Here is a 21,014-nt window from a genome sequence, read left to right as displayed (position 1 = left end):
GTTCTTCAGTTCCCCAGACGCGACTTGATTGCGCTGCCCAGATCGGCCGGGGAACGAACCGTCGTCACGCCGGCAGCCTCCAGTGCCTTGAATTTTTCCGCTGCCGTTCCCTTGCCGCCGGATACGATCGCACCCGCATGACCCATCCGTTTTCCGGGTGGCGCGGTTACGCCGGCAATATAGGCAACTACAGGTTTGCTGACGTTATCGCGAATATATTCAGCAGCAGCTTCTTCGTCGCTGCCACCGATCTCACCGACCATTACAATGCCGCGTGTCTGATCATCAGCTTCAAACAGCTTGAGACAGTCGATAAAGTCCATTCCGCGCACTGCATCTCCACCGATGCCGATGCAGGTTGACTGCCCGAGGTCGTTGCAGGTGGTCTGGTACACCGCCTCGTATGTGAGCGTACCGGAACGCGAAATAACGCCGATACAGCCTGGCTTGTGGATGAAACCGGGCATGATCCCGATCTTGCATTCGCCCGGCGTGATGATGCCAGGGCAGTTCGGCCCGATCAGCCGGCACTCCCGCTCGGCCATCATCGCCTTGACGCGCACCATATCCTGCGCCGGCACACCTTCGGTAATACACACGACCAGCTCGATCCCGGCGTCGATTGCCTCGGCGATTGCATCAGCCGCGAATGGCGCTGGCACATAGATCATGCTGACAGTTGCACCGGTCTCCCCCACGGCTTCGCGCATTGTGTCGTAGACCGGCAAATCGAGATGGGTTTCACCGCCGCGCCCGGGTGTCACGCCCGCAACCACTTTGGTGCCGTACTCGATGCACTGTTTACTGTGGAAAGTTCCCTGCCGCCCGGTCAACCCCTGGCAGATGATCTTTGTGTCCTTGCCGACTAAAACGCTCATTTGTATACCTCGTCAGCCAGCCGCGCCGACCACTTTCTTTGCCGCATCGGTCAGGTCATCTGCCGCGATGATGTCCAGCCCGCTTTCTGCCAGCAGCTGGCGTCCTTTTTCCACATTGGTGCCTTCCAGTCGCACGACGACCGGAATGGAAACACCGACCTCTTTTACTGCCGCGATGATGCCCTCGGCGATCAGGTCACAGCGAACGATGCCGCCGAAGATATTCACGAGTATTGCAGTCACTTTTTCGTTCGACAGAATCAGTTTAAACGCAGAAGCAACCCGCTCGCTCGTGGCATCGCCGCCGACGTCGAGAAAATTAGCCGGCTCGCCACCGTGCAGCTTTATCAGGTCCATCGTCGCCATCGCGAGACCCGCGCCGTTCACCATGCAGGCGATCGAGCCATCGAGAGAGACATAGTTGAGCCCATGCGCGCTGGCACGATGCTCCATTTCGTCTTCCTGGGTGGGATCACGTTTTTCCAGCACGGCCGGCTGGCGGAACAAAGCGTTTGATTCGATATCAATCTTTGCGTCCAGCGCCATTACTTCGCCGCTGCCGGTCACTACCAGCGGGTTGACCTCCACCAGGCTGGCGTCTTTCTCGGTGAACAGCCGATACAGGGACTGCAGGATCTTGCTGAAGGCGCCGATCTGTTTTCCCTGCAAGCCGAGCCCGAAAGCAAGCTGGCGACACTGGTAACCCATCAGGCCCGCCGCCGGATGGATCAGTACGCGAAAAATCTTTTCCGGCGTGCTGGCGGCAACTTCTTCGATGTCCATACCACCGGCTGCAGACGCCATTACAACGATCCGCTCTGAAGCGCGGTCGATCAACATGCTGAGATACAGCTCGCGGTCGATATCGGTGCCGCACTCAACCAGCACCGTGTTTACCGGCAATCCCTCTGCGGTGGTCTGGGGCGTGACCAGCCGGCTGCCAAGCAGGGATTCGGCGGCCTCCGACACTTCGTCGAGCTCGCGGACCAGCTTGACGCCACCGCCTTTACCGCGGCCACCTGCGTGCACCTGCGCCTTTACGACCCATAATTCGCCGCCGAGGTCACGCGCCGCCTGGACAGCGTCCTCGGGAGTATGCGCCGGATGCCCGTCAGGCACCGGGATGCCGTAATCGGCGAACAGCTGTTTGGACTGGTATTCGTGAAGATTCATCTGCCTCGATCCCCGGGCGGGCGGAAAGCGCGTATTCTGGAGCAAACCACCCACCGAAGCAAAGCGTGAGCCGGTTCCCGGTCGTGCTGCCAGTGCAGGTTAAAATAACCCGGTGCAAGCCAGTGAACCCAACGCAGCAGCGTCACCGGCGCCGGCCGAAGTTTCCGGCGGCGGCCTTGCCGGCGTGGCCACGCAGGCCAGGGCGCCCGACCTCGCCTGGCGAGTCATTTCGCTACTCAACATTTACCGGGTTTTCGTCGCCGTAGCGCTACTCGTCCTGTTCGCGATTACCTCGGATCCGCGCATCATCGGCACCGAGCAGCCACAACTATTTATCGCAGTTGCTTGTGCCTACCTGATTTGCGGTCTGTTCAGCTGGTGGGCGATTGCCAACCGTATTGCGACTTACACAGTACAAATCTCGATCCAGCTGGCGATAGATATCGCGGCCGTGACCGTACTGATGCATGCCAGCGGCGGCATACAAAGCGGACTGGGCAACCTGCTGATAATTTCCATGGGTGCAGCGAGCCTGATGATGCCTGCCCGGACTGCGGTTTCTTTCGCGGCAATTGCGGCGCTGACAATCCTGTTTGAACAGGCTCTGTCGCAATTCGAAGGGATAACAACCGCTGCAGACTACACAGCCTCCGGAGTTCTCGGCGCAATCGTATTCCTGATATCCGTGGCAGCACAGCCTCTGGCCCGACGCATTGCCGAATCCGATGCGCTGGCGGAGCAGCGAGGCGTTGATCTGGCGAACCTGGCCGAGCTGAATGAATATATCGTCCAGCACCTGCGTGAAAGCATCGTGGTCATTGATGACGCCAATCGCGTGCGCCTGATGAACGCCTCCGCGGCCAAACACCTCGGTATCAGCTGGCCTGCCGGCGGAAGACCGCTGCGTGATATTTCGCCCGAGCTGTACGAGTTGACGAGTGACTGGCGCCGGCACGCCGGTGAAGTGCAAACAGGCTTTTCGCCTTTTGCCGCCGCTGACGGCGCCACGTTAATAACGCCACATTTCGCGCCGCTGGGGCGCGCGCGCCCCGCTGCCGCGCTGATCTTTCTTGAGGACGCCACCCAGCTGTCCGAACGCGTACAGCAGGCCAAGCTGGCAGCCCTTGGCAGGCTCAGCGCCAGCATTGCCCATGAAATCCGTAACCCGGTTGGCGCCATAAGTCACGCCGGCCAGCTGCTGGCCGAATCGGATGCCATTCCCGCAGATGAACGACGACTGACCGATATCATCCACAAGCAGGCAGGCAGAGTTAACACCATCATAGAAAATGTGCTGCAGCTGTCACGACGAGACAACACGCGGCCGCAGCAGATAGTGCTCGGCGAATGGCTGGCGGACTTTGTCAGCGAGTTTGCTGCCGCCAACCAGCTGGGCGACTCATCAGTATCAATCCAGCACGACGAGCCAGAACTGGCCATACGATTCGACCCGAGCCATCTGCATCAGGTGCTGTGGAACCTGTGTGAGAATGCTGTTCGCTATGCGCGCGCGGCCGACGGTGCAGTGACGCTCAGCATGTACAGTGGCCGCCACAAGGCCAGTGACCGCCCGGTACTGGAGGTGCTCGATCGTGGTTCAGGCATCGCCGATGAACTGGTCGATCGAATTTTCGAGCCCTTTTTTACTGCTGCGCACGACGGGACGGGCCTGGGCCTTTTCATTGCCCGCGAGCTGTGTGACTGTAACAACGCCGGTCTGCGCTACCTGCGCCGGGAAGGTGGTGGCAGCCGTTTCCAGATAATCTTTGCCGACCCGCAGCGGTGGACCGTATGAGTGAAGCACGTGCACTGATCGTCGACGACGAGGCAGATATTCGTGAGCTGCTGACGATTACGCTGCGACGGATGAACGTGGCCACCGACGCGGCGGCCGATCTCGATGGCGCCCGACGGCTGCTGGCCGACCATTCATTTGACCTGTGCCTGACCGATATGCGCCTGCCTGACGGCAACGGCCTGGAGCTGGTGGAGTGGATCCAGGTCAATGCTGACCAGGTACCGGTTGCTGTAATTACCGCACACGGCAACGTCGAGGCGGCGGTACAGGCGCTGAAGCTTGGTGCCTTTGATTTCGTCTCCAAACCTGTCGACCTGGAAAACCTGCGCCGACTGGTGCAGACGGCATTGCGTTTGCGCGGCGCCGGTGACCATCCAGTACCGGAAGATAAGCTAATCGGCGAATCGCGTGCGATGTCAAAGGTGCGCGAGATGATTATCAAGGTCGCGCGCAGCCAGGCGCCGGTGCATATCAGCGGCGAATCCGGGACCGGCAAGGAACTGGTCGCCCGACTGATTCACGATTCGGGGCCGCGCAGTGAACAGGCCTTCGTGCCGGTCAACTGCGGCGCAATCCCGACCGAACTGATGGAAAGCGAGTTTTTCGGTCACCGTAAAGGCAGTTTTACCGGAGCGGTCAATGACAAGGACGGGCTGTTCCGCAGTGCAGGCGGCGGAACGCTGTTCCTCGACGAGGTGGCCGACCTGCCGCTGCATATGCAGGTAAAGCTGCTGCGCGCCATCCAGGAAAAAGCGGTGCGACCGCTGGGCGAGGCACACGAACAAGCCGTTGACGTGCGTATCCTGAGCGCCACCCACAGGGATCTTGCCGAACTGGTGGCCGCCGGCAAGTTTCGCGAGGACCTTTACTACCGGATCAATGTCATCGAACTATGTGTGCCGCCGTTGCGCGAACGCGGTAACGATGTTCTGGCAATCGCGGACAGCATCCTCGCCCGGCTTGCCGAGACCTGGGAGGTTGCCACGCCGGCCCTGAGCGAAAACGCCCGCGAGGCATTACGGCAGTATCATTTCCCGGGCAATGTAAGGGAGCTGGAGAACATACTGGAACGCGCGATGACCCTGGCCAGCGGCGAACGTATCAGCCAGGAAGACCTGCAGCTGCGGGCTGGCGGCGATGAGGCGGTCGCTGCCACGGAACCTGACGACCTGAGCGCCACGCTGACTCAGCGTCTGGACGATGTCGAGCGCCAGACTATTATCCGTGCGCTGGAGCAAACCAAATACAACAAGACGGCCGCAGCCAGACTGCTCGGCATCAGCTTTCGCGCACTGCGTTACCGCATCAAGAAACTTGGGCTGGAATAAAGAAGTAAAACCACGCCTGCCTGGCTTTGTGACGCGGATCACACTTTATCTGCCGTAACCGGGTGACAATTCGCGTCACATGGTGACGTCAGCTGACCATCCAGGTAACGGCAGCGCTTCACACTCGATAACCAGCGTAGCTATTTTCTCGAAATATCATGTAGTTACAATCTGACGGGGAATTCTGGCACAGCGCTTGCATTGCTACTGCTGCAGGCGCACTGGGACGCCGCAAGTTTGTTATGAAGTTTACTCTCCGGAGGAGTTATAGATGAAGAAGCAACAGGGTTTTACCCTTATCGAACTCATGATCGTCGTGGCGATCATTGGCATCCTGGCCGCCATTGCTATCCCGGCATACCAGGATTACACGCAGCGCGCGCAGATCGGTGAAGCATTCACCGTAGTCTCAAGCGCCAAAACGGCTATCGCCGAATTCGCGCAGACCAACGGCGCCTATCCGGTTGCCGCAGACATTACTGCTCTTGAACTGGACATTGCTGCAGGCTCAGCTGGCAAGTATGCCAACTCGCTGACCGTAACCGGCGGCAGCGGCGTCATCGAAGTTGCGATGAAGCCGACCGGCGTTGGCAGCAACATCCAGAGCAAGAAAGTCACCTTCACGCCGCCAGCTAACCTGGAGACTGTGAAGGGCGCGTTCACCTGGGACTGCACCAGCGACGCCGACCAGAAATACCTGCCGAAGAGCTGCACTGGCTCCTAAGCGGTACGATCTACTTATCATGCGTCTGGACAAGGGAATGACCACACCATGCATGTACCGGGGCCCCCTGTGCGAACAGGGGGCCCTTTCTTATGCCCAGCGTGGCTTCACGCTGATCGAACTGATGATCGTGGTCGCGATCATCGGCATAATCGCCGCGTTGGCAATACCTGCCTACCAGGACTACATCGTGCGCAGCCAGGTCAGCGAGATCCTGGTGCTGGCACGTGATGACCGCGCCAGGATCCGCGAACATTTTCACTTTAACGGTGCCGTGCCGACCGATCTCTCGGAAGTCGGCGTCGAGGTCTCGTCGGATCGCAGCAAATACATGACCGGCAACGTCTCCTGGGATGAAGCGGGGCGTGCAATCACGTATACGCTTGGCAACATGTCCGCGGGCGCTACCGGCCAGGTCACGTGGACCGGGTCACCCGCTGGTGCCGACCTGATCTGGGCCTGCACCACGGTTGACTTCCCCGGCAAGTACCTGCCTACTTATTGCCAATAATTACAGGCTGTTGCGCCCCACCGGGTAGCGACAAAACTTCATAAAACTGTGACATAAAGAGAGGTTTGGCCTCTGCGATTGAGCTAAACTTCCCGGACGGTTTTTTTACAGAACGAGTCCATGGCAGCAGCAACGAGCATGAAATCAGCGCTGAGCGGCCTGCCCCGCCGGCTGGCCCAGGATGGCATCCTCGACGAGGCGGCCGCCATCGAAGCAAAGGCCGCGGCCAAGCAGCAAAACACGCCGCTGGTCACCTATATCGTACAAAACAACCTGGCGGACGCCCGCGATGTCGCCATCGCCGCGTCACAGGAGTTTGGCGTCCCGCTGCTCGATCTCGACGTTATCGAGCCCGATCTCGACATCGTACGCCTTGTCGACGAAAAACTGCTCGGCAAGCACCGCGTGCTGCCGCTGCAGCGGCGTGGCAAGCGCCTGTTTCTCGGGCTGTCTGACCCAACCAACCTGCAGGCGCTGGATGAGATCAAGTTCCAGACCGGCATGGGCGTCGACACCATTGTTGTCGAGGAGCACAAGCTCGAGCAGGTGCTGACGGCCGCACTCGAGGCAGTCGACAGCTCGTCATTCGAGGCGTTTGACGACGATGACTTCGATCTCGAGAACCTCGAAGTAACCGGCGGCGATGAATCCGCTGACGACGATATCAGCCGTGACGATATCGAAGACGCACCGGTAGTGCGCTTCGTCAACAAGATTTTGCTCGACGCCATCAAGAGAGGCGCATCGGATGTCCATTTCGAGCCGTACGAAAAAAGTTTTCGTGTTCGCACGCGCCTGGATGGCATCCTAAAAGAGGTTGCCCTGCCACCGGTGCAGCTGGCCGGCAAAGTTGCTGCTCGCCTGAAGGTCATGGCGCGACTGGATATAGCCGAACGTCGCGTCCCGCAGGACGGCCGGATCAAGATGAAGCTGTCGAAAAACCGGGCCATTGATTTTCGTGTCAGCACCTGCCCGACGCTTTTCGGCGAAAAGATTGTGCTGCGTATTCTGGACCCGAGCAGCGCAAAACTGGGTATCGATGCGCTCGGCTACGAGGCCTTCCAGAAGCAGTTTTACATGGAAAACCTCGCCAAGCCGTACGGCATGATCCTGGTAACCGGACCCACGGGTAGTGGTAAGACCGTGTCGCTGTATACCGGGCTCAATATTCTCAACACCGAAGATCGAAATATCTCCACCTGCGAAGATCCGGCCGAAATCAACCTGCCGGGTATCAACCAGGTCAATATCAACACCAAGGTCGGGCTCACATTTGCCTCGGCATTGAAGGCATTCCTGCGACAGGATCCGGATATCATCATGGTCGGTGAGATTCGCGACCTGGAAACGGCAGAGATTGCCATCAAGGCAGCACAGACCGGTCACCTTGTGCTGTCCACGCTGCATACCAACGACGCGCCGCGCACACTGACGCGCCTTGTCGACATGGGCGTCAAGCCTTACGCCATCGCTACTTCGGTCAGCCTGATTATCGCCCAGCGCCTCGCACGCCGATTGTGCGGCGACTGCCGCGAGCCGCGTGACATCCCGGACGAAGCGTTGCTGCAGGAAGGCTTTGACCAGGAAATGATTGACGCAGGCATCACCGTCTATGGCCCGGTCGGCTGCAACCGTTGCAGCGATGGCTACAAGGGGCGAGTCGGCATCTACCAGGTTATGCCCGTAAGCGAAGAAATGGGTCGCATTATTATGGGCGGCGGAAACGCCTTGCAGATTGGCGACCAGGCGTCCGAGGAAGGCGTGTGGGACCTGCGCCGGGCAGGCCTGCAGAAAGTTATCGATGGCGTTACCAGCCTCGAAGAGGTCAATCGCGTCACCGTCGATTGATGCTGTCACCAGATATTCAAGGAAAGGGTAAGTTAGAGAACCATGGCTGAATCCACTGCGGTAAAACAGTTTCCGTTCAACTGGGAAGGCACTGACCGACGCGGCAAGCGTATAAAGGGCAAGACGATGGCAGCCAGCGAGACTGCCGTGCGCTCGGAGCTGCGTCGCCAGGGTGTCATGCCGGTAAAAATTCGCAAGCAGCGTACGCTGTTCAGCGAAGGTAAGGTAACGCCGCTCGATATCGCCATATTCAGTCGTCAGCTCGCAACCATGATGACGTCCGGCGTACCACTCGTGCAGGCGTTCGACATCATCGGCACCGGCAACGAAAACCGTGCCATGCAGAAGCTGGTACTGGCTGTTAAGGCCAGCGTCGAAGGCGGCACCAGCCTGGCCGAGTCGCTGGGTCAGCATCCGTTGTACTTCGACGACCTGTACGTAAACCTGGTCGCGGCCGGTGAACAGGCCGGTGCTCTGGAAACACTGCTCGACAAGATTGCCACCTACAAGGAAAAAACCGAGTCGATCAAGAAAAAAATCAAGAAGGCTCTGTTCTACCCTGCCGCTGTACTGGTCGTTGCGTTTATCGTCACGGCGATTCTTCTGATCTTCGTGATCCCGCAGTTCGAATCCATGTTTTCCGGTTTTGGCGCCGACCTGCCAGGCTTTACGTTGATGGTGATCAACCTGTCAGTCCTGGTCAGAACCAAGGGCCTGTTCATGGTGGCGGTCGTGGCCGCCGCAATCAGCGCATTCATTTTCGTCAAGAAACGCTCAGCGAAATTCCGCCACTTTCTCGACCGTGTTGCACTGAAACTACCGATAATCGGTGCAATCCTGACCAAAGCCGCAATCGCCCGTTTTTCCCGGACGCTGTCGACCATGTTTGCCGCCGGCGTGCCGCTGGTCGAGGCTCTGCAGTCGGTTGCCGGTGCCACCGGCAATATCGTCTACGAGCACGCGACGCTCAGGATGAAAGAGGAAGTCTCAACCGGCCAGCGCCTGCAGCGCTCAATGGAAGATTCCGATCTGTTCCCAAACATGGCGGTACAGATGATTGCCATTGGTGAAGAATCCGGCTCACTCGACCAGATGTCTGCCAAGGTGGCTGACTTCTTCGAAGAGGAGGTCGATACCGCTGTTGACAGTATGAGCAGCCTGCTGGAACCGCTCATCATGGGCATTCTCGGTATCCTCGTCGGCGGCCTGGTTGTCGCAATGTACCTGCCGATCTTCAAGATGGCTGCGGTGGTCGGCTGATCGCACGATGGCTGGCAGCGGCTCCGGCTGCTCCGGCCGCGGTGAAATTCTGGCGTTCGCGGCAGCAGGCTCTGGCCGCGGGCACAACCACAGCACAGCAGACATGGCGCGCCTGTGAATGAAATCCTCGAATTGCTGCAGCAAATGCCGGCAATGTTTGCCGCGGTCGCGGGTCTGTTTGGCCTGACTATCGGCAGCTTCCTCAATGTAGTGATCCACCGTCTGCCCATCATGATGGAGCAGGACTGGCGCCGGCAGTGCGCTGAGCTGGAACAACGCGAGGCCCCGGAGCAAACCCCATACAACCTGCTGCGACCGCGTTCGGCCTGCCCCGGGTGCAACCGGCCCATCCGCGCCAGTGAGAATGTTCCGCTGTTGAGCTGGCTGCTGCTGCGAGGGAAATGCGCCGGCTGCGGTCAATCCATATCGGTCCGCTACCCGTTGGTTGAACTGCTGACCGGTATCCTTTCCGCACTGGTCGCATGGCGTTTCGGCGTTACCTGGGAGACTGTGGCAGCCTTGGCATTAACCTGGTCACTGGTCACCCTGGCCGGCATCGATTTCGATACAAAGCTGCTGCCGGATTCGATAACGCTGCCGCTGTTGTGGCTTGGACTTTTTCTCAGCCTGTTTTACCCGCAGGCAGATGCACAACGTCTGTTTATCGATCCGCGCACCGCAATCATTGGTGCCGCTGCCGGCTACCTGTCGTTGTGGTCGGTTTACCAGCTGTTCAAGCTCACGACCGGCAAGGAGGGGATGGGCTACGGCGATTTCAAGCTGCTCGGTGCACTTGGTGCCTGGCTCGGGTGGCAGGCACTTCCCCTGATCATCATCCTGAGTGCGGTTGTGGGTGCCGTGGTCGGAGTTGCCCTGATACTGCTCGCGCGACACGGCCGCGAGGTGCCCATGCCGTTTGGCCCGTTTCTGGCTGCGGCCGGCTGGATTGCGCTGATGTGGGGTGACACACTGACCGGCCACTATATGCGTATCACCGGCATGTCATGAGCGCCCCATGAGAATTGGCCTTACCGGCGGCATTGCCAGCGGCAAGTCCACCGTTGCAACGATGTTTTCCGAGTGCGACGTAGCGGTTATCGACAGCGACCTTATCGCCCGCGAACTGGTCATGCCGGGACAGCCGGCGCTGAAAGAAATAGCTGCGGAATTCGGCGCGTCTGTCCTTGACGCTGACGGCCAGCTCGATCGTCAGCAAATGCGCGCGCTGGTGTTCGCCGACCCGGCCATGCGACACCGGCTCGAGGCTATTTTGCACCCGCCCATCCGTGCCACGATGCTGGCCAGGGCCAAGGCCGCGGAAGGCCCCTATCGTCTGCTGGTGATTCCTCTGCTGTTCGAAACCGGCATGCAAACGCTGGTTGACCGTGTCCTGGTTGTTGACTGCCCGCAACAATTGCAGCTGGAGCGACTGACTGCCCGTGATGGCAGCGATGAAACCACGGCGCGACAGATACTTGCGGCACAAATCAGCCGGTCAGAACGGCTGGCCGGCGCCGATGACGTGTTGGTAAATGCCGACGGACTCGATCGGCTGCGGGCCGCAGTGGCCCGGCTGGACCGCACCTACCGGGCGCTAGCTGCCTGACGCTGCTTGTATTTTCGCTCAGGCTTGCTATTTTGGTCCCCTCGCAAAGGGGGATCGCAGGGCAAGAATGACTAGTCCCGCACCAACGCTTGCCACGGAGCAGGCTCTGCAACTGGTCACGTTCGAACAACCGCTCACCGAGCGGATGCGAACGCTGCTGCGTCTCGAGTTCTTGTTCCGCCAGACATCGCACCACGCCAACGCGCGTGACTCGTGGGCGACACGGGCGGCGATCAGCAGCCTGCTGGATATCCTCGCCATCGTTACCCGTGCGGACGTCCGTAAGGATGTACTGCACGAACTGGAGCGATACGCGTTTGACCTGGAACAGTTTCGTGCCCGCCCTGGTGTCGACAATGCGCGGCTTGCCGCCTTGCTGACCTCGGTGCAGTCACTGCGCGACAAGCTCAGTGGCTGCAACAAGAAACTCACCCGGCAGCTCGCTGATTGCGACTTTCTCAGCTCGGTACGCCACCGCAGTGCAATACCTGGCGGTACATGCGAATTCGACCTGCCGGACTACAGCTTCTGGCTGAATAATTCCTTCGAACAACGACGCAGTGATTTCAATCAATGGATGGAATCGCTCGTCCCGCTACGCGATGCCGTCATAAAACTATTGTGGCTCACGCGTGAGAGTGCAGCGCCAGCCGAACACACCGCAGTAAGCGGCATGTTTCAGCATGTGCTCGAACGAAACTCCGGCACCCAGCTGCTGCGAGTCGGCTTGCCGGAAGATGCCGGTGTGTATCCGGAAATAAGTGGCAACCAGCACCGCTTCACCGTTCGCTTCCAGCGTTGGAACGATATTGGCAGCCGCCCGGCACAAACCGACGAGAACGTCGATTTTTACCTTTCCTGCTGCTGAATGAGCAAAGAGCCGGGCGTGTCGCAGGCCGATGCCAGCAGCTCCATCGTCGTGGCCTGCCCCACTTGCAGAGCGTCCGTCACCTGGAGCAGTGCTGCGCGCTGGCGTCCGTTCTGCAGTGAGCGTTGCCGGCTTATCGACCTCGGCGAGTGGTTCAACGAAGAACACCGCATCAGCGACCCGGGTGATACGCAGCCGGACAGCTAGCGAAAGAAAGACGTAATGCCGGCAATACCCTGCGCGCCGGCCCGGCGAGCGCGATCGAGGTCGTCGCGAACCACCCCGCCCAGCGCATAAACGGGCAAATTGGCCGCCCGGGCCAGCGCCTCAAAATGATCCCAGCCAATTGGCACTGCATCTGGATGAGACAAAGTCGCCCGCACCGGGCTTAGACTGGCATAGTTGGCACCACAGCGAACCGCCAGTGCCAGCTCATCGGCATCATGACAGGAAACCCCCAACACCAGCTCATCCGGCCTGCCGGTTTCTTCCAGCGCCGGCAGGAATCGCGACGGCACATGGATCCCGGCTGCGCCACCATCCCGCGCAAGCATCGCAGCTGTCCGCGGCTCGCCATTAACAATCACCCTGCAACCCCGGGCTGCGGCGACCGCTATCCCGACAAGCTCGCGTAACTGCGCAACCGTCGCGGCCGGCAGACGCAGCTGCAACATGCCGGCACCGCGCGACACGGCATCGATGACCTGCTGTTCGAGCAGCTGCGGATCGGTAAGATCAGGCGGCGTAATCGCCTGCAATGCGGGCAGCCGCAACGCATCGATGATCGGCAAATCAGCTTCGAGCAGATCGATGGTGTGCAGTGAATCCACGCCTGCCCAGCAAAGCGCCTGGCCTTCCGCGCCGGTCGGTGTGCCGCGATAGCTATCAACCCGCCAGATGGCCAGGTCCACGACACGATCGGGATATTCATGACGCAGGCCTATCAGCGGACTGGCTGCAGTCACTTCGATCGCCAGCTCTTCGGTCAGCTCACGCACCAACCCTTCGCGCTCAAGTTCACCCGGCTCCAGCTTGCCACCGGGAAACTCCCAGCGTCCGGCCATGTGGCTGCCGGGCAGGCGTTGCGCCAACAATACGCGGCCGCTGGCGTCGGTGATTACACCGGCGATTACTTCGATGTGCCGGGGCATACGGTTTTTGGCAGATCAGCCGATGCGGCCGTGACACTGCTTGTATTTTTTACCCGATCCACACGGGCAAGGCTCATTGCGCCCGATCTTGCGACCATCACGCACGAATGGCGAATGCGCTTCCGCGGCCGGTGCCGGAGCCTGCTGACCGCCGGCACCGCTGGCCGCGGTTGCGCCCAGCGCCACCGGATGTTGCGCACGCATGGCGGCCTCCGCGCGTCGCCGGCGGCGTTGCTCCATTTCATCGACTTCCTGCTCGGAGCGCACCTGCACTTTGCACAGTATTGCAGTGACATCGTGCTTCACCCGATCCAGCATGGCAGAAAACATCTCGAACGACTCGCGCTTGTATTCCTGCTTGGGGTTCTTCTGCGCGTAGCCACGCAGATGGATGCCCTGACGCAGATAATCCATCGCCGCGAGGTGCTCTTTCCATTGCAGGTCGAGCTGTTGCAGCATCACCGCCTTTTCCAGGTGACGGATAACCGGGGCGCCGATGGATGTCACTTTTTCCTGGTATTGCTCATCGATCTTGTCGATGATGCGTTCGCGCAGCTGGTCACGATTCAGCTTGGTCTCTGTCTCGAGCCACTCACGCACGGCCAGGCGCGCACCAAAATCACGCTCCAGCGCCTGCTCCAGCCCGGCAGTATTCCATTGCTCTTCGACGCTGTCCGGTGGCAGATACTCGTCGACGATGTCGCCAACAACTTCATCACGTATTCCCTGGACCGCATCTTCGACGTCATCAGCCGACATTAGCTCGGAGCGCTGCGCATAGATGACGCGACGCTGGTCGTTGGCTACATCATCGTATTCCAGCAGGTTCTTGCGGATATCAAAGTTATGCGCTTCAACTTTACGCTGCGCCTTTTCTATCTGTTTGCTGAGCAACCTGCTCTCTATTGCCTCACCTTCCTGCATTCCGACCCGCGACAACAGTGCTTTGGTTCGCGTCGGATCAGCAAAAATCCGCATCAGGTTGTCATCGAGTGAGATATAGAAGCGGCTGGAGCCCGGATCGCCCTGACGACCGGCGCGTCCGCGCAACTGGTTATCAATACGCCGTGACTCATGCCGTTCGGTACCGACAATGTGCAGACCGCCCGCCTGCAGCACCAGTTCATGACGCTGCTGCCAGTCGTGGCGTATCTTTTCCCTGGTCTGCTCGTCGTCCTCGGCGACCCCTGCCAGCTCGGCATCGAGGTTGCCGCCCAGCACGATGTCAGTACCGCGCCCCGCCATGTTTGTAGCAATCGTTATGGCACCAGGTTGACCGGCCTGGGCCACGATGTCTGCTTCGCGAGCATGCTGTTTGGCGTTCAGCACTTCGTGCGGAATTTTCTTTTTACGCAGCAGGTCGGAAAGTAACTCCGAGTTCTCGATCGATGCGGTACCGACCAGAACTGGCTGCTTCTTCTCGCGCCGCTCTTCGATGTCGGTAATAATCGCTTCAAACTTGTCGTTGTCATGCAGATAAACCAGGTCAGCGGCATCGTCGCGAATCATCGGTTTATGAGTCGGGATCACCGCGACCTCGAGCCCATAAATCTGATTGAATTCATAGGCTTCGGTGTCCGCAGTACCGGTCATGCCGGCCAGCTTCTGGTACATGCGGAAGTAATTCTGGAAAGTAATCGATGCCAGCGTCTGGTTTTCCTGTTTGACGCTGACCCCTTCTTTCGCCTCGACCGCCTGGTGCAACCCATCAGACCAGCGACGGCCCGGCATCGTACGGCCGGTGAACTCGTCAACAATTACGATCTCACCGTCGTTGACAATATAGTCGACGTCACGCTTGAACAGAATATGCGCACGAAGTGCGGCATTCATATGATGCAGCAGCGAAATGTTTCCTGCTTCGTACAGCGACTGCCCCTGCGGCAGCAACCCCGCACGCAGCATGAGCTGTTCAGCCCGCTCCTGACCCTCTTCGGTCAGGTGAACCTGCTTGCTCTTCTCATCAACAGCGTAGTCGCCCGGGCCGTCTTCCTGCTCCTGCTTTTTCAGCTTCGGTGCAAGACCATTCATTTTGCCGTACAGCTCGGTACTCTCATCGGCTGGCCCGGAAATGATCAGCGGCGTTCGCGCCTCATCGATGAGAATTGAATCGACTTCATCGACGATAGAAAAGTGCAGCGGTCGTTGCGCCTTGTCTTCCAGGCGGAATGCAAGATTGTCGCGCAAATAGTCAAAACCGAATTCGTTATTGGTACCGTAGGTAACGTCGCAGGCATATACCGCACGTTTTTCTTCCGGGGTCTGGCCGCTGCGAATTACTCCCACAGTAAGACCAAGAAATTCGTAAACCGGCCTCATCCAGTCGGCGTCACGACCGGCAAGGTATTCGTTTACGGTAACTACATGAACGCCCTCACCACCGAGCGCGTTCAGATATACCGGCAGGGTTGCCACCAGCGTCTTGCCTTCACCGGTACGCATCTCGGCGATCTTGCCGCCATGCAGCACCATGCCGCCGATAAGCTGCACATCGAAATGCCGCATGCCCAGCGTGCGACGCGCGGCCTCTCGCACAGCGGCAAATGCCTCCGGAATCAGACTATCGAGCCCTTCGCCCTGCTCCAGCCGGGCGCGGAACGCATCGGTCAGTCCACGCAGCTCGTCATCGCTGCGCGCTTCCATCTCCGGTTCAAGCGCATTGGTGCGCTTGACAAGCTTGCCGTAGCTGCGCAGCAGACGCTGGTTGCGGCTGCCAAAAATCTTCGTGATGAAGTTAGCCAAGCTATTGTTTCCCTTGGGGTTTTACTTGCGAATGCCGTCTTTCAAAGATGGGGGCTGCAGAGCGACTTTCAAGCCTGCGCCGCTGCTGCCGGACGGCAACCTTAGCGAAATTTCTGCATAAATGCAGTCATGGCTTCGCGTCGCCCACGGTACCCCGCAGCTGCCCCATGAGCCCACCTGCCGCCCGGGTCAAAACCCGAACAATCCAGGCCCGTTCATGAGGCTGAACACCCGGGAGGGTGGCACGTTAGCCAGCGCTCCTTGAAGCTGAACACGCGAGGTGGTGCCTCACAAGCTCGATCGTTCGCGGCTGAAGCCGCTCCTGCGTGCGGGGCATTGGTATTGCGTGGGTTTGTTCGCGGCTGAAGCCGCTCCTACAAGCCTGCGTCAAAATTGAACACGCGAGGTGGTGATGGTGGCACGTTACCCAACCAGTAGCAGTTGAGCTGCATTGCCGAAGGCACTGCTCCAACTGCCGACCCGCGGCCAGCTACCGAATCCTGTAAAAGCGCTAGTGGCGCTCGCCTATGAAGTCGAGCGGATCGACCGGACGGCCGTTGTGCATCACTTCGAAGTGGAGGTTAGCGCCTGTCGCACGACCGGTCGAACCCATCGTCGCGATAACCTGGCCTTTCTCTACCCGGTCACCAACGGCCACCGAATTCTCTTTGTTATGTGCGTAACGCGTAACGTAACCGCCGCCGTGGTTGATCTCGACGAGGTTGCCATAGCCATAACGAGGTGACGACCAGGTCACGACACCTGCAGCAACTGCCATGATGGGCGTACCCTCGCGACCGGCAAAATCGAGTCCGTCATGACGGGCACGCTTGCCGGTGAAAGGATCGGTGCGGTAGCCGAAGTATGACGATACCCAGCCGGAGCTTAATGGCCAGCCTTCCGGGTGGACCTGCTCGTGCAGGTTTCGTGACATCAGCATATCTTCCAGTACCCCCAGCTGCTGCTGGCGGTTACCCATCAGGTTTTCGAGACGTCCAAGCTCGGCGTTCAGATCGCCGACGTTTCGTGAGGTAGGACCTGTCTGCAGCTGCGGGCCACCAAGACCAGGCTGGCTGGTGAAATCAAATTCGCCATCGTCCAGTTGCGCCATCTGTGACAACCGTGCGCCCAGCGCATTGAGACGGATGACATTCGCCTGGAGCTGGCCAATACGGGCCGACAGCGCGTCTATGTTTTCGCGAGCTGTTTTTCGAACCTCGGTCAGCTCGAAGTCACGGCTCTCGACTTCCTGCTGCAACTCGACCACGCGAATATCCGGATCTATGACCCGGGTATTGGCAGAATAAATGTAGCCGGCTACGAACACGACCGCGGCCATGATGCCGACGATTCCGAGAGCCGTAAGAAAGGTCTGCGGCCGCTTCAGATCAATCTGTCGCGACGAGCCCCTGCTTTTTGTAAATATGATTACGTTCATTTACGCTTGCAGCATCACAGTTTTAGCGAGTTTTCTCCCTTGTCCACCGGTAAGCCCAAACCCCTGAAGGACCTTATCGGTGGCCCCGACACTGCGGTCGGGCGTTTAAAACAGCGTAGCATCGATATCGACACGCTCACCGCGCAGGTGAGGTGCCTGATTCCAGACACTCTGCGACCACACCTTTTGGCAGCGAGCCAGCGAAATGACACTCTGTGCCTGGTCGCTGATGCCGCCGTCTGGGCGACTGAATTACGCTACCACGCGCCGGACATTCTCATATCCATTAATAGGACACAAGGACAAGGTCTGCAGAAAACCAAAGTGAGCGTGGCGCCGGGATTGCAGCGCTGAACGCGGGGCGCGGCCCCGTATTATGTAATCTCAAGGGTTTACGGCAGGTTTTTACTGCGCTGCAGCAGGAGCAAGGTACCCTGCCGGCGCGGTGGCGTCATCCTCAAATGTCACCTCTTCCCACGCACCGGCATCCGCGAGGGTAGCGCGCAGCAGCTGGTTGTTGAGCCCATGGCCCGACTTGAAGCCGCGGAAGTGGCCGATGAGACTGCGGCCCAGCAGGTACACGTCACCGATCGCGTCGAGAATCTTGTGCTTGACGAATTCATCTTCGTACCGCAATCCGTCTTCGTTTAGCACCCGGTATTCGTCCAGCACCACTGCGTTATCCATGGTGCCACCCAGCGTCAGGTTCTTTTGCCGCAGCTTCTCCGCGTCACTCATGAAACCAAAGGTGCGGGCTCGTGAAATCTCGCGGAGAAACGCAGTTGTAGAGAAGTCGATCGCGCCGTTTTGTGTGTGCCGCTTGAATACCGGATGATCGAACTCGATCTCGAATTCCAGCCGGTAGCCGTCATGCGGCAGGAATTCAGCCCACGCATCGCCATGTTCGACGCGGACCGGTTTCCTGATGCGGATAAAACGCTTCGGCGCATTTTGCTGCTCAACGCCGGCCGACTGCAGCAGAAACACGAACGGCCCGGCACTGCCGTCCATTATCGGAACTTCACCGGCACTCAGGTCTACATAAACATTGTCGATGCCCAGCCCCGCCATTGCAGAGAGGAGATGTTCAACAGTGGAAACCTTGGCATCACCATGGATCAGCGTGGTGCCGAGAAACGTCTCGCCAACCAGGTCGGCCCGCGCCGGTATATCCACCGGCGGTTCCAGGTCGGTGCGACGAAACACAATGCCGGTATCCGGCGCCGCGGGGCGCAAAGTCATATAGACTTTTTTGCCGGTGTGCAGACCTATACCGGTAGCGCGTATCGAGTTTCTCAGCGTTGCCTGTCTGATCATGTTTATCGGGTCCTGATGCCGGCGCGGCCCCCTGGCGGGCGCCGTACGCTAGCACAAATGCAAAATTTAGCGCAAGTTCCTGATTTTACCCTCAATCTGCCTGACGACGCAGGAATGCCGGGATATCGAGCAGTTCCTCGACGGCAGCCCCTGTGGCCAGCGACTCACCGACGGCGCGTTGCCGGTGCACGGTGGGCCGCTCCAGCTGATTGTAGTTTGGTTCACCGGCCACCGTACGTTGGACAGCGGGCACCGGTGTAGGTTGCTGCCGCACGATGGGCCGCCCCAGACCGGTAGCTACCACGGTCACCCGCAGCGTCTCTTCCATATCGGGGTCGATGACGGTACCGATAACGACGGTAGCCTCCTCTGAGGCAAACTCCTTGATTGTCGCACCGACCTCCTCGAACTCGCCGATCGAAAGATCCTTGCCGGCGCTCACATTGACCAGAACGCCATTGGCGCCGGCCAGGTCGATATCCTCGAGCAAGGGACTGGATACCGCCGCCTCGGCAGCTTCACGCGCGCGCTCGTCCCCGGTAGCAACACCGGAGCCCATCATGGCCATCCCCATTTCCGACATAACCGTCCGTACGTCGGCGAAGTCGACATTGATCAGGCCGGGGCAGGTGATCAGCTCAGCAATGCCCTGTACCGCGCCCTGCAACACTTCGTTGGCGGAGGCAAAGGCATCGAGCAGCGTCGTGTTGTGCCCCATCACGCTGAGCAACTTCTGGTTGGGAATGGTGATCAGCGAATCACAGAAACGCGCCAGCTCGTTGATACCGGCATCTGCAACCGAAGAGCGCTTGGTACCTTCCATCTGGAACGGCTTGGTTACAACCGCAACGGTCAGGATGCCAAGCTCCTTGGCAACCTGGGCGACGATCGGTGCTGCACCGGTACCGGTGCCACCACCCATGCCGGCGGTGATGAACAGCATGTCGCTGCTCTCGATTACTTCCTGTATCCGGTCACGGTCTTCCATTGCGGCCTGGCGACCGACTTCCGGATCGGAACCGGCACCAAGCCCCTTGGTAATGTTGCAACCGATTTGCAACGCCGTTGGCACGTTGGTGATTTTCAACGCCTGCGCGTCGGTGTTGGCACAGATGAAATCGACTCCATCGATACCGGTACGAATCATGTGGGCAACGGCATTACCACCACCGCCACCGACGCCGATCACCTTGATCACAGCGTTCTGACTGTATGCATCCATTAACTCAAACATCACTATCTCTCCTCTCTGGAAACTAAAATAAACCCCGCGCGGTTCTTGTCGCCGCGCATTAGAAATTCCCCTGGAACCAGGCCCGCATGCGGCCCCAAACATCGCGCAAGCCGCTGCCCAGCGGGGCAGACGACTCACGCCTTGAAAAATTTTCGCGTCCGTACAACAACAACCCCACGCCGGTCGCGTGAATCGGGTTGCGGACGACATCCACCAGTCCGGTAACGTATTGCGGCACACCCAGCCGTACCGGCATGTGGAAGACTTCCTCGGCCAGCTCGACTGCGCCCTCCATTTTGGAAGTCCCGCCGGTCAGCACGTAGCCGGCAGCAATCAACTCTTCAAAACCGCTGCGACGCAACTCTTCCTGGATGAGACAAAACAGCTCTTCGTAACGCGGCTCGACGATTTCCGCCAGCGTCTGCCGCGCCAGGCGCCTCGGCGGTCGATCACCGACACTGGGCACCTCGATAGTCTCGTCAGGGTTGGCCAGCTGTCCCAGCGCACAGGCATACCGCACCTTTATCTCTTCGGCATGGTGGGTCGGTGTACGCATCGAAACGGCGATGTCGTTTGTCACCTGATCGCCGGCAATCGGAATCACTGCGGTGTGCTGGATCGCACCACCGGCAAACACAGCAAGGTCCGTGGTGCCGCCACCGATATCCACCAGGCAAACACCGAGCTCTTTCTCGTCTTCGGTCAGCACCGCGTAGCTGGAGGCCAGCTGCTCCAGCACGATGTCGTCAACCTCCAGACCGCAGCGCTGTACACACTTGACGATATTCTGCGCCGCGCTGTCGGCACCGGTCACCATGTGCACTTTCGCTTCCAGACGCACACCCGACATGCCGACCGGCTCGCGTATCCCTTCCTGGTGATCGATGATGAATTCCTGCGGCAGTATGTGCAGCACTTTCTGGTCTGCCGGTATTGCCACGGCGCGGGCAGCGTCGATGACGCGATCAACATCGCCGCTGCTGACCTCTTTGTCGCGGATAGCGACGATGCCGTGCGAATTGAGACTGCGTACATGGCTGCCGGCAATCCCGGTATAGACCGAATGTATTTCGCAGCCGGCCATCAATTCGGCCTCCTCGACGGCTCGCTGAATGGACTGCACGGTCGATTCGATATT

19 protein-coding genes are annotated in these 21,014 nt (G+C 59.2%); 11 read left to right on the top strand and 8 right to left on the bottom strand.

What is annotated here, in order from left to right; genetic code table 11:
• Positions 1-5: 5 nt before the first annotated feature.
• Positions 6-878, bottom strand: coding sequence for a succinate--CoA ligase subunit alpha (sucD, locus tag HKN06_12650; protein NNF62160.1), 873 nt, complete (start codon positions 876-878; stop codon positions 6-8).
• Positions 879-890: 12 nt separating this feature from the next.
• Entirely contained in the window at positions 891-2,051 is a 1,161-nt protein-coding gene (sucC, locus tag HKN06_12645) for an ADP-forming succinate--CoA ligase subunit beta (protein NNF62159.1), read from the bottom strand.
• A 112-nt stretch (positions 2,052-2,163) separates the two neighbouring features.
• Between sucC and HKN06_12640 the strand changes: the two genes are divergently transcribed.
• The 10 genes from HKN06_12640 (at position 2,164) to HKN06_12595 (ending at position 12,201) form a co-directional block, all read left to right on the top strand.
• Positions 2,164-3,846, top strand: a complete 1,683-nt coding sequence (locus HKN06_12640) for a PAS domain-containing protein (GenBank protein NNF62158.1) — start codon at positions 2,164-2,166, stop codon at positions 3,844-3,846.
• Entirely contained in the window at positions 3,843-5,177 is a 1,335-nt protein-coding gene (locus HKN06_12635) for a sigma-54-dependent Fis family transcriptional regulator (GenBank protein ID NNF62157.1), read from the top strand. The genes HKN06_12640 and HKN06_12635 overlap by 4 nt, the downstream gene beginning before the upstream one ends.
• A 271-nt stretch (positions 5,178-5,448) precedes the next feature.
• The gene (locus tag HKN06_12630) at positions 5,449-5,901 is read left to right on the top strand and encodes a prepilin-type N-terminal cleavage/methylation domain-containing protein (protein NNF62156.1); all 453 of its coding nucleotides are present in this window, start codon (positions 5,449-5,451) and stop codon (positions 5,899-5,901) included.
• 52 nt (positions 5,902-5,953) lie between these two features.
• Positions 5,954-6,412, top strand: coding sequence for a pilin (locus HKN06_12625; protein ID NNF62155.1), 459 nt, complete (start codon positions 5,954-5,956; stop codon positions 6,410-6,412).
• 120 nt (positions 6,413-6,532) lie between these two features.
• Positions 6,533-8,260, top strand: a complete 1,728-nt coding sequence (gene pilB, locus HKN06_12620) for a type IV-A pilus assembly ATPase PilB (GenBank protein ID NNF62154.1) — start codon at positions 6,533-6,535, stop codon at positions 8,258-8,260.
• 42 nt (positions 8,261-8,302) lie between these two features.
• Complete coding sequence (locus HKN06_12615; protein NNF62153.1) at positions 8,303-9,520, top strand: type II secretion system F family protein; 1,218 nt, start codon at positions 8,303-8,305, stop codon at positions 9,518-9,520.
• 144 nt (positions 9,521-9,664) lie between these two features.
• Positions 9,665-10,528, top strand: coding sequence for a prepilin peptidase (locus HKN06_12610; protein NNF62152.1), 864 nt, complete (start codon positions 9,665-9,667; stop codon positions 10,526-10,528).
• Between the two features lie 7 nt (positions 10,529-10,535).
• Positions 10,536-11,126, top strand: coding sequence for a dephospho-CoA kinase (locus tag HKN06_12605; protein ID NNF62151.1), 591 nt, complete (start codon positions 10,536-10,538; stop codon positions 11,124-11,126).
• A 67-nt stretch (positions 11,127-11,193) separates the two neighbouring features.
• Positions 11,194-11,994: a cell division protein ZapD gene (gene zapD, locus HKN06_12600; protein ID NNF62150.1), complete on the top strand. Its 801-nt coding sequence runs from the start codon at positions 11,194-11,196 to the stop codon at positions 11,992-11,994.
• Complete coding sequence (locus HKN06_12595; GenBank protein ID NNF62149.1) at positions 11,995-12,201, top strand: DNA gyrase inhibitor YacG; 207 nt, start codon at positions 11,995-11,997, stop codon at positions 12,199-12,201. It begins immediately after the preceding gene.
• On the opposite strand, the gene HKN06_12590 is transcribed toward HKN06_12595, so the two are convergent.
• The 3 genes from HKN06_12590 to HKN06_12580 form a co-directional block, all read right to left on the bottom strand.
• Entirely contained in the window at positions 12,198-13,145 is a 948-nt protein-coding gene (locus HKN06_12590; protein NNF62148.1) for a Nudix family hydrolase, read from the bottom strand. The two genes, HKN06_12595 and HKN06_12590, sit on opposite strands and share 4 nt — an antisense overlap.
• 15 nt (positions 13,146-13,160) lie before the next feature.
• A complete protein-coding gene (gene secA, locus HKN06_12585; protein ID NNF62147.1) occupies positions 13,161-15,887 on the bottom strand; it encodes a preprotein translocase subunit SecA in 2,727 nt (908 codons plus the stop codon).
• Between the two features lie 511 nt (positions 15,888-16,398).
• Positions 16,399-17,325 (bottom strand): M23 family metallopeptidase, encoded by a 927-nt coding sequence (locus tag HKN06_12580; protein ID NNF62146.1) that lies wholly within the window; start codon positions 17,323-17,325, stop codon positions 16,399-16,401.
• Positions 17,326-17,331: 6 nt separating this feature from the next.
• On the opposite strand from HKN06_12580, the gene HKN06_12575 reads away from it, so the two are divergent.
• On the top strand, positions 17,332-17,679 hold the full coding sequence (locus tag HKN06_12575) for a DUF721 domain-containing protein (GenBank protein ID NNF62145.1): 348 nt from the start codon (positions 17,332-17,334) through the stop codon (positions 17,677-17,679).
• A gap of 51 nt (positions 17,680-17,730) precedes the next feature.
• Here HKN06_12575 and HKN06_12570 read toward each other — a convergent pair whose 3' ends face one another.
• The 3 genes from HKN06_12570 to ftsA all read right to left on the bottom strand — a co-directional run.
• Entirely contained in the window at positions 17,731-18,642 is a 912-nt protein-coding gene (locus HKN06_12570) for a UDP-3-O-acyl-N-acetylglucosamine deacetylase (protein NNF62144.1), read from the bottom strand.
• Positions 18,643-18,733: 91 nt separating this feature from the next.
• Positions 18,734-19,876 (bottom strand): cell division protein FtsZ, encoded by a 1,143-nt coding sequence (ftsZ, locus tag HKN06_12565; protein NNF62143.1) that lies wholly within the window; start codon positions 19,874-19,876, stop codon positions 18,734-18,736.
• Between the two features lie 58 nt (positions 19,877-19,934).
• Positions 19,935-21,014, bottom strand: a 1,080-nt coding sequence (gene ftsA / locus HKN06_12560; protein ID NNF62142.1) for a cell division protein FtsA, incomplete at its 5' end; no start/stop codon positions are given.

This window comes from Gammaproteobacteria bacterium (assembly GCA_013003425.1).
In the GTDB taxonomy this organism is placed as follows: Bacteria; Pseudomonadota; Gammaproteobacteria; order Steroidobacterales; family JABDKV01; genus JABDJB01.
This window is presented reverse-complemented; position numbering and strand designations above follow the sequence as displayed.

Excerpts from the sequence above, each read along its gene's own strand:
- zapD (NNF62150.1), top strand. The coding sequence starts at position 11,194 with ATGACTAGTCCCGCACCAACGCTTGCCACGGAGCAGGCTCTGCAACTG.
- HKN06_12610 (NNF62152.1), top strand. The coding sequence starts at position 9,665 with ATGCCGGCAATGTTTGCCGCGGTCGCGGGTCTGTTTGGCCTGACTATC.
- HKN06_12635 (NNF62157.1), top strand. The coding sequence starts at position 3,843 with ATGAGTGAAGCACGTGCACTGATCGTCGACGACGAGGCAGATATTCGT.
- HKN06_12630 (NNF62156.1), top strand. The coding sequence starts at position 5,449 with ATGAAGAAGCAACAGGGTTTTACCCTTATCGAACTCATGATCGTCGTG.
- HKN06_12625 (NNF62155.1), top strand. The coding sequence starts at position 5,954 with ATGTACCGGGGCCCCCTGTGCGAACAGGGGGCCCTTTCTTATGCCCAG.
- HKN06_12580 (NNF62146.1), bottom strand. The coding sequence starts at position 17,325 with ATGAACGTAATCATATTTACAAAAAGCAGGGGCTCGTCGCGACAGATT.
- pilB (NNF62154.1), top strand. The coding sequence starts at position 6,533 with ATGGCAGCAGCAACGAGCATGAAATCAGCGCTGAGCGGCCTGCCCCGC.
- sucC (NNF62159.1), bottom strand. The coding sequence starts at position 2,051 with ATGAATCTTCACGAATACCAGTCCAAACAGCTGTTCGCCGATTACGGC.
- HKN06_12615 (NNF62153.1), top strand. The coding sequence starts at position 8,303 with ATGGCTGAATCCACTGCGGTAAAACAGTTTCCGTTCAACTGGGAAGGC.
- HKN06_12590 (NNF62148.1), bottom strand. The coding sequence starts at position 13,145 with ATGCCCCGGCACATCGAAGTAATCGCCGGTGTAATCACCGACGCCAGC.
- HKN06_12605 (NNF62151.1), top strand. The coding sequence starts at position 10,536 with ATGAGAATTGGCCTTACCGGCGGCATTGCCAGCGGCAAGTCCACCGTT.
- sucD (NNF62160.1), bottom strand. The coding sequence starts at position 878 with ATGAGCGTTTTAGTCGGCAAGGACACAAAGATCATCTGCCAGGGGTTG.
- HKN06_12570 (NNF62144.1), bottom strand. The coding sequence starts at position 18,642 with ATGATCAGACAGGCAACGCTGAGAAACTCGATACGCGCTACCGGTATA.
- HKN06_12595 (NNF62149.1), top strand. The coding sequence starts at position 11,995 with ATGAGCAAAGAGCCGGGCGTGTCGCAGGCCGATGCCAGCAGCTCCATC.
- ftsZ (NNF62143.1), bottom strand. The coding sequence starts at position 19,876 with ATGTTTGAGTTAATGGATGCATACAGTCAGAACGCTGTGATCAAGGTG.